8 protein-coding genes are annotated in these 7,978 nt (G+C 45.7%); all 8 read left to right on the top strand.

Annotated features, from left to right (window positions below; genetic code table 11):
• The first annotated feature begins 216 nt into the window (after positions 1-216).
• Positions 217-645: a MaoC family dehydratase gene (locus Q7J27_12790; protein ID MDO9530016.1), complete on the top strand. Its 429-nt coding sequence runs from the start codon at positions 217-219 to the stop codon at positions 643-645.
• Positions 646-1,434, top strand: coding sequence for an enoyl-CoA hydratase-related protein (locus Q7J27_12785; protein ID MDO9530015.1), 789 nt, complete (start codon positions 646-648; stop codon positions 1,432-1,434). It begins immediately after the preceding gene.
• 22 nt (positions 1,435-1,456) lie between these two features.
• Positions 1,457-2,302: a 3-hydroxyacyl-CoA dehydrogenase family protein gene (locus tag Q7J27_12780; GenBank protein ID MDO9530014.1), complete on the top strand. Its 846-nt coding sequence runs from the start codon at positions 1,457-1,459 to the stop codon at positions 2,300-2,302.
• Between the two features lie 32 nt (positions 2,303-2,334).
• Complete coding sequence (locus tag Q7J27_12775) at positions 2,335-3,114, top strand: SDR family oxidoreductase (protein MDO9530013.1); 780 nt, start codon at positions 2,335-2,337, stop codon at positions 3,112-3,114.
• A gap of 38 nt (positions 3,115-3,152) precedes the next feature.
• Positions 3,153-4,460, top strand: a complete 1,308-nt coding sequence (locus Q7J27_12770) for a thiolase family protein (GenBank protein MDO9530012.1) — start codon at positions 3,153-3,155, stop codon at positions 4,458-4,460.
• Between the two features lie 97 nt (positions 4,461-4,557).
• Complete coding sequence (locus tag Q7J27_12765) at positions 4,558-5,004, top strand: universal stress protein (GenBank protein MDO9530011.1); 447 nt, start codon at positions 4,558-4,560, stop codon at positions 5,002-5,004.
• Between the two features lie 267 nt (positions 5,005-5,271).
• Complete coding sequence (locus tag Q7J27_12760; protein MDO9530010.1) at positions 5,272-6,837, top strand: sodium:solute symporter family protein; 1,566 nt, start codon at positions 5,272-5,274, stop codon at positions 6,835-6,837.
• Between the two features lie 118 nt (positions 6,838-6,955).
• Positions 6,956-7,894, top strand: a complete 939-nt coding sequence (locus tag Q7J27_12755) for a CoA-transferase (GenBank protein MDO9530009.1) — start codon at positions 6,956-6,958, stop codon at positions 7,892-7,894.
• Positions 7,895-7,978: the final 84 nt, after the last annotated feature.

Here is a 7,978-nt window from a genome sequence, read left to right as displayed (position 1 = left end):
ATTTCTATGAGGGGAAGATGTACACATTCCGATATTTCTTTGGCTACGAGCTTCCCAAGATAGATGGTTTGATAAAACGGTTGCTGGCCACGGACGGATTAACGGTGGAAATGAAGGCAGGTCATTTTTCAGATTGATATCACCATGGACAGGCAACCGATTTCATGGTGGCACCTGTCATATCCAAAAGGGCAAGTATTTTTCTAAGGAGAAGTTGTGAAAGTTAGGAATATCGATGAAATAGAAGTAGGTGAAAAGGGTTCATTTAGTAAGACCATCACAGAGACCGATGTCTACCTTTTTGCGGGTATCACCGGTGACATGAACCCCATCCACGTTAACCGTGTGTATGCGGCAAATACCCAGTTTCACAAACCTATCGCTCATGGGATCTTGGCGCTGGGTTTGATATCCAACGTCTTGGGTACTCAGCTGCCGGGGCCGGGGGCTGTTTACTTGGAACAAACCATAAAGTTTATCAAGCCGGTCTATATGGGAGACACCATTACTGCTTATGCAGAGGTAATAGAAAAAGACTTGGCGAAGAATCGGCTCTATCTCAGGACGTGGTGTCAAAATCAAGATAGCGTCGTAGTAATGGATGGCAAGGCTTTTCTAATGATGCCGAGAGAGGAAAATAAGTAGATGAAGTATTTGTATGACACCATCAAATGCAGTGTTAATGGAGGTATTGCTCTGGTGGCTATTGATAGGCCAGAGGCGCTTAATGCCCTGAACGGCACGGTTTTCATGGAACTGGGCAAGGTATTTGAGGGGATGGAAAAGGATGATCAGGTTCGAGTGGTCATACTTACCGGAGAGGGTAAGAAGGCATTTGCAGCCGGTTCCGACATAACAGAAATGCAACGATATTCGGTTCTGGAGGCCAGAGGATTTGCCATGTTGGCAAATCATACCCAAGAGAAAATTGAGACATTCCCGAAGCCGGTTATCGCCGCCATCAACGGTTTCGCGTTGGGAGGAGGCTGTGAACTGGCAATGGCATGCGATATAAGGATTGCTTCTGCCAGCGCAAAGTTTGGTCAACCGGAAATCAATCTGGGGATAATCCCCGGGGGCGGTGGTACGCAAAGGCTTGCCCGGGTGATCGGAATAGGCAGAGCTAAGGAACTAGTCTACTCGGGAAGAATAATTGATGCCGAGTGTGCCTATGAATGGGGTCTGGTTAACAAGGTTGTGCCTCCGGACGAACTTGTTGAAGAAGCTACAAAATTGGCCTCTAAGATTGCCGGCAAGTCACTTTCTATCCTGATGCTGGCCAAGGAAGCGTTCAATTGTGGCTATAACCTTGACTTGGACAGGGCGTTGCAACTTGAGATTGGTTGTTTTGCCAATTGCTTTGGCACAGAGGATCACAATGAGGGTATGTTGGCCTTTATTGAGAAACGTAAACCTTCATTTAGGGATAAATAGGTAAGGAAAGGGAGTCAGAACTATGGAATTAAATAACGTAGGAGTGATCGGGGCCGGCGCTATGGGTAGCGGCATAGCCCAGGTAAGTGCTGTGGCTGGGTACAATGTGGTATTGCAGGATGTTTATAGTGATGCTCTTGAGAGGGCCAGGGCGTCCATTGAGAAGAGCTTGAGCAAAATGGTAAGCAAAGAGAAAATGGCCAAAGCGGATATGGATGCCGCGCTTGACCGCATACAGTTTACTAGCGTTCTGGAAGATGCATGTAAAAATGCGGATCTTGTTATCGAAGCTGTTTTTGAAAACCTTGAGCTTAAGCACGATATGTTTAGGAAGTTAACCAATTTATGCAAAAAAGAGGCTATCCTGGGTACCAATACCTCAGCGCTTTCCATCACGGAAATTGCAAGCGTTTCTGACCGTGCAGATAAAATCATAGGTGTCCACTTTATGAATCCTGTGCCTCTCATGAAAGGTGTTGAGGTTATTCGGGGAGAGCTGACTTCTGATGAAACAATGGAAACCGTTCTGGCATATATTAAGGCTCTGGGGAAAGAATCTATTGTAGCCGTTGACTATGCAGGCTTCATCGCCAGCAGGCTGGTTGATGTCCTCTTTAACGAAGCCATGAAATTGGTTCAGGAGGGGAATGATCCGGAAGAAATCGATAAGGCTTGCACGTTGTGTTTAGGCCATCCGATGGGACCTTGTCGGTTACTGGATCTTGCTGGTGCTGATATTGCGATGCACGGCATGGAAACAATGATGCGTGATCTTGGTGAAGCCTATAGGCCACACCCTCTGTTGAAAAAACGGGTATTAGCCGGTTTGCTGGGTCGAAAGACCGGTCGTGGATTCTATAAATATTAGAACGCATGTGTTCAAAACGTTAGGAGTAATTGATGAGACATATTAAAGAGTTGTTTGATTTAACAGGTCAGGTGGCCATTGTCACGGGAGGGGCCGCCGGTATAGGGTCGCAAATGGCATATGCGCTGGGAGAGGCAGGCGCCGATTTGGTTTTGGCGGCCAGGAAGCTCGATCGTTGCACCGAAGTAGCTAAAACCATGGAAGAAGAATTGGGTGTCAAGGTGATGCCCGTTCGATGTGATGTTGCCAACTTTGAGGAAATCGATGCCCTGTACGAGCAAGTGATGAAAGAATTCAAGCGGGTCGATATCCTGGTAAACAACTCTGGTGCCACCTGGGGAGCACCTTCTCTGGAATTTCCTCTGGAAGGTTGGCAGAAAGTCATAAACACCAATGTTAATGGTACGTGGCTTATGTGCCAGAGAGCCGGCCAGATAATGTCTAAACAGATGTACGGCAGAATAATCAACCTGGCTTCGATAGCAGCTTTTGTGGGAGCGTCAGCGGAAGTTATGGATGCCGTTGCTTATCAGACCAGCAAGGCGGCTGTTGCCGGTTTGACAAAAGATCTGGCGGTGAAGTGGGCTCAATACAATATTACTGTAAACGCAATCGCTCCGGGATGGTTTCCCTCAAAAATGAGCCATGGGACGCTGGAGAGTGGCGGAGAACGATTACTGAGCTTCATTCCCGTGCACCGCTTCGGTGGAGAAGATGAGCTGAAGGCTGCGACACTGTTTTTGGCATCTCCCGGGGCCAGTTATACGACAGGGGTAATACTGAGCGTTGATGGTGGATGGGTTGCCATGTAACCTTTATTTGACAATACAAGAAACAAGGAGTCTAGAAGATGAATTTCCAGAAGAGTAAGGACGATTTGGTTTGCGTAAGTGCGGTAAGGACGCCTTTTGGCCGTTTCGGGGGATCATTGAAGGATATTGATATCTATGATCTGGGCGCCGTCGCCATGAAGAATAGCATGACGAGAATAAACCTGGCCCCTGAATTAATTGATGAGGTCTGGTGGGGTAATGGTGATACGAGCAGCACCAAAGATCCATATACCCCGGTGGTGGCCCGCCAGACCATGCTCAAGGCCGGGATTCCTGCCGAGAGGCCTTCGGTGGCCTTTGATCAGGCATGTATATCTGCAATGGATGCTGCAAAATACGGCGGCAGGAGTATCCAGCTTGGGGAAGCCCGGATTGTAATGTCCGGGGGCTCAACGAGTTTCAGTACGATTCCGTTCTTACTGCGTGGAATAAGATGGGAAGGCAAGCGCCATACCTCATTCCTTGTAGAGGATCCCATTATTCCTCTTGGATATAAGGATTATGCCCCGGTTATAGTCGATTCTGGTAATGTGGCTGTTGAATACAACGTAGCCAGAGAGGAGCAGGACGAGTTTGCCTTGGCCAGTCATGTGAATTATGGCAAGGCGTGGGAACGCGGTTTCTTTAAGCAAGAAATGGAACCCTTTGAAATTGTAAAAAAAGATAAAAAAAGGGCGGTTGTATCTCAGAAATTACTCGATATTGACGAACAGTATCGAAAGGATATCAGTTTAGAGGGCCTTGCCAAGTTAAAGCCGGTTTTCGGTAATCCAACCTGCACGGCCGGCAATTCGCCGGGAATGAATGATGGTGCGACTGCCCAGATAATAATGAAAAGAGAGAAAGCGGAGCAGATGGGCCTGGATATTCTTTATACCATCGTGGTCATGTCATCAATAGCCCTTCAGCCCAGGATCATGCCGGTATCGCCGGGTTTCGCAATTAAGAAATGTCTTGACGAAACAAAGATGAGTATCGACGACATGAAATTTATTGAGATAAATGAGGCTTTCGCATGCGTTCCCCTTGTTTCGGCGAAGCTTTTATCTAACAAAAGATTCATGTCTGCCAATTACGATGAAATGGCAAAGGAGGCGTCGGAGCGACCCATTCTGGATAACGATGAGAAGCAGTACCAGGATTTGAAAAAAAGATTAAACGTCAATGGGAGCGCTATTGCCATTGGCCATCCAAACACAGCAAGCGGAGCGCGGTTGATGATGACGGCGGCATACAACCTGAAAGCAAATGGCGGCGGTTATGCAGCCTGCGCCATCTGTGGCGGGTTGACCCAGGGGGCTGGCTGTATAATCTGGGTTGAATGATTGCATGCCTTCAAATAGAGAATAGATATAAGAGAGAAGGGAGGATTAAATTAACGTCAATGGTAAAAACAATTTATGGAAGGAAAGGAGATACAGTATGTTTAAGAGCATTCTTTTAGCATTAGATGGTTCGGAAGCCTCCGAAAAAGCTTTTGAAACCGGAGTCAAATTAGCCGAAAGTTTAGGGGTGCCGATTATACTAGCACATATAATAGACCAAGGCATGTTTGAAAGTATGTTGACTCCTGTTCCGGGTGGACCCTATGAGATGGCTAAACCTATCTATGATGAAATAAAAGGGAACATGGAAGATTTTCTAAAGAAAAAAGAAGAATTATGCAGGCAAAGGGGTGTCAAGTGTGAGGCAATCATAAGGATGGGACACCCTGTTAATACAATCTTAGAGTTAGTAAAAGAGAAGGCGGTTGATCTCATTGTTTTGGGATCCCATGGAAGAGGTCGCCTTGTAGGGACAGCTTTGGGCAGCGTTTCATATGGTGTAGTACACAAAGCCCAAAACATTTCTGTTCTTGTGGTGAGATAGTAATATTTCACTGAGGTATCTTTTTATAAACATAACAGCAAAACTAACAATTGATAAGGGGGATATTATGCCATTTAAAACAGTTCTTTTTTGGGCAGTTTGTATGTTTTCTGGCTATATATGGGGTTTCTATATCTTGTGGAAGGTAGAGAAATCGGGGGTGAAACGATGGGGTGGAGGTACGGGAAGTATATTCCGTAATGAATAGAAGCCCAACTCAATAAAAACATTCTTACCAGACTGACACAATAAGGAAGGGAAAATAAAATGGGTTCTAATACGATAATATATATAACTATATTTATTGCATATTTTGCGTTACTAACGTGGTTTGGTCACATGGGGTATAAAAAATCAAAAGGTTTAACTGACTTTGTTGCTGGTGGGTTTAATATAGGGTTGTGGGTCAGCATCGGCATGTTTTCAGCAACGTGGGTAAGCGCTGCTTCTGTAATTGGCTTTCCAAGCATGACCTATAAGGTTGGATTATGTTCAATTACAGCTATATATGCTGGATATTTTTTCGCAAATTCACTGATGCCATTTCTGGCAAACAAGTTGCGGATGCCGGAATTGCCCGCGCGAACTATACCTGAATACCTTCGATTTCGCTTTGAGCCGCACGCCGAGAGAAGTGGCTTGCAGGCGCTTGGCGCTCTTTCAATGTTGCTGGGATATCTTGCCTATGTAATGATCCAAATTAAAGCCGTTGGTATAATTATAGCCACGATAACGGGTATACCGTACGCTGTTGCTATTTTTATTTTTCTCCTCTTCCTGATTTATACCGCTGCCGGGGGCATGTGGTCGGTGGGTATTAGCGATCTTTTCAACACGGTTGTTATAGTTGTTACTCTGGTTATCGCAGCAGGGGTTCTTCTACACAATGCAGGTGGCTGGGATCATATGTGGGCGGCATTTAGTACGGTGAGTACTGCTCCAGTTGAAGGTGGAAAACCAACTCCGCCGGGGCAGCTTACCTCTATGTTGGGGCCGTATTCCTTATCGTTTGTGATAGGGCTTTTCATCGCTTCTTCTTTTGGCGGTGCTGCAGCTCCCCATTGGCTTGGCCGTATGCAGATGGTGAAGAATCGAAAAATCGCGGTAGCGACACCGCTCTATAGCCAACTCGTCATTGGTGTGATTTTTGCGGCTCTTCTTATTATTGGTGTTGCGGGCAGGGCGATATTGCCAACGATTCCTGGTGGTCACGATACGGATTGGTTGTTGCCTATCCTGTTTACTCAGCATATGCCGATATTCATAGGAGGGTTGGCTCTTGCGGGAGTGATGGCGGCCGCCATGTCAACAGCGAACGGAATGTTGCTCCATCAGGCCCTGGCGCTCAATTATGATATCATCAGAAATTTGAAGAAAGAGAAGATTGATGATGAGAAGATGATAAAATGGAACAGGATAATTATCGTCTTGCTCGGTGTTGCTGCGACAGCCCTGGCGCTCAATCCTCCGAAGCTTATTGCCATTGTTGGAGCCCTTGTCTTCGGCTTCTGGGGATGTACGTATATACTTCCTGCTTTCGTAGGGCTGTACTGGAAGCGGTTTAATAAACAGGCTGCGTATTGGGTTTCCATTGCCGGACCTCTTACCTTTGTGGTCACAAACAAGCTCATAAAAGCGAAAATGATGAGCGGTATAATACCCGACATGGTGTGGGGCTTAGGTGTTGGTATTATTGGTGCGGTAATCCTTTCTTATATGTTTTCACCTTCTCCGAAAGCGGGCTGGGAGCCATATTGGGAAGAAAAAGTCAGCGAGGATACAAAGAAGACTATTCTTGCCGCTATGCGGGAGGTATCACATCCGGCAAAGTAACAGATGATTTATACTCTAAACTCAATTGTGGTCCGTTCATCATGCTTATGTCAATGAAGAGAATGCAGAGGAACGGACCACAATCATTCCAAATTAGAGGGGAGACAGTGGATATAATATGAATGAATTAGAAAAAAAAGTTGATGCCCATGCTTCGTCGAAGTTAACAACTTTACAAGAAGCGGTTGGCAGGTATGTTAAGGACGGATGCTCCATTTCTCTGGGAGGGAATAATGGTAAAAACCCGATGGGGGTTGCCTATGAAATCGTTCGACAGGGCAAAAAAGATTTGACTATTATTGATGAAAACAGTTTGACGTGTGAAGACCTGCTCATAGGTGCCGGATGCATAAAGAAATTAGAGACTTCCTGGCTTGGCATATCTCTCATGGACTTGGCCTATAATTTCAGAAGGGCAATGGAAAAAGGGGTGCCAAGGCCGATAGAAGTGGATGATTATACTAACTTTACAGGATCTCTCAGGTTTTTGGCGGGTGCTATGAATATACCCTTTATGCCTACAAAATCGCTGCTAGGTTCTGATATCCCAAAGTATAATAGAAATATCAAGATAATTGATGATCCTTACGGTGGCAGTCCTGTTGCTCTGGTTCCTGCGGCCAATCCGGATGTAACATTTGTTCCCGTTCAACGGTGCGATGTGCATGGAAATGCTCAGGTTTGGGGGCCTGTTGGCTGTGATGATTTACGGGCAAAAGCGGCCAAGGCTACAGTCATTATTTGTGAAGAAATAATATCCACAGAGGAAATTGAACGCATACCAAACATGACTACGATACCATCTTATTGTGTCGATGCGGTGGTGCGTGAAAAGTTCATTTGCCATCCGTGGGATTGCTATGGGTATTATTACTGGGATCTACCCTTTTGTATGGGCTACGGCAAGATGGCTAAATCCTATGATACGTTCAAAGAGTGGCTGGATGAATGGGTGTTTGGCGTCAAGAATCATTATGAGTATTGTGAGAAGGTTGGGTGGGATCGATTGCAGAGGCTAGAAGATATGGGCAAAAAACTGAACAGAATCCCGGTGTAAAAAGGAGAAAGATTATAATGAATCTGAAAAAAGTATATTCAGAAGATTGTACACCAGGCGAGCTTATGGCGACAGCTACTGCTC

This window comes from Syntrophales bacterium, from assembly GCA_030655775.1.
GTDB lineage: Bacteria > Desulfobacterota > Syntrophia > Syntrophales > JADFWA01 > JAUSPI01.
The sequence above is the reverse complement of the archived record's forward strand: the minus strand, read 5'-3'. Positions and strand labels throughout refer to the sequence as shown.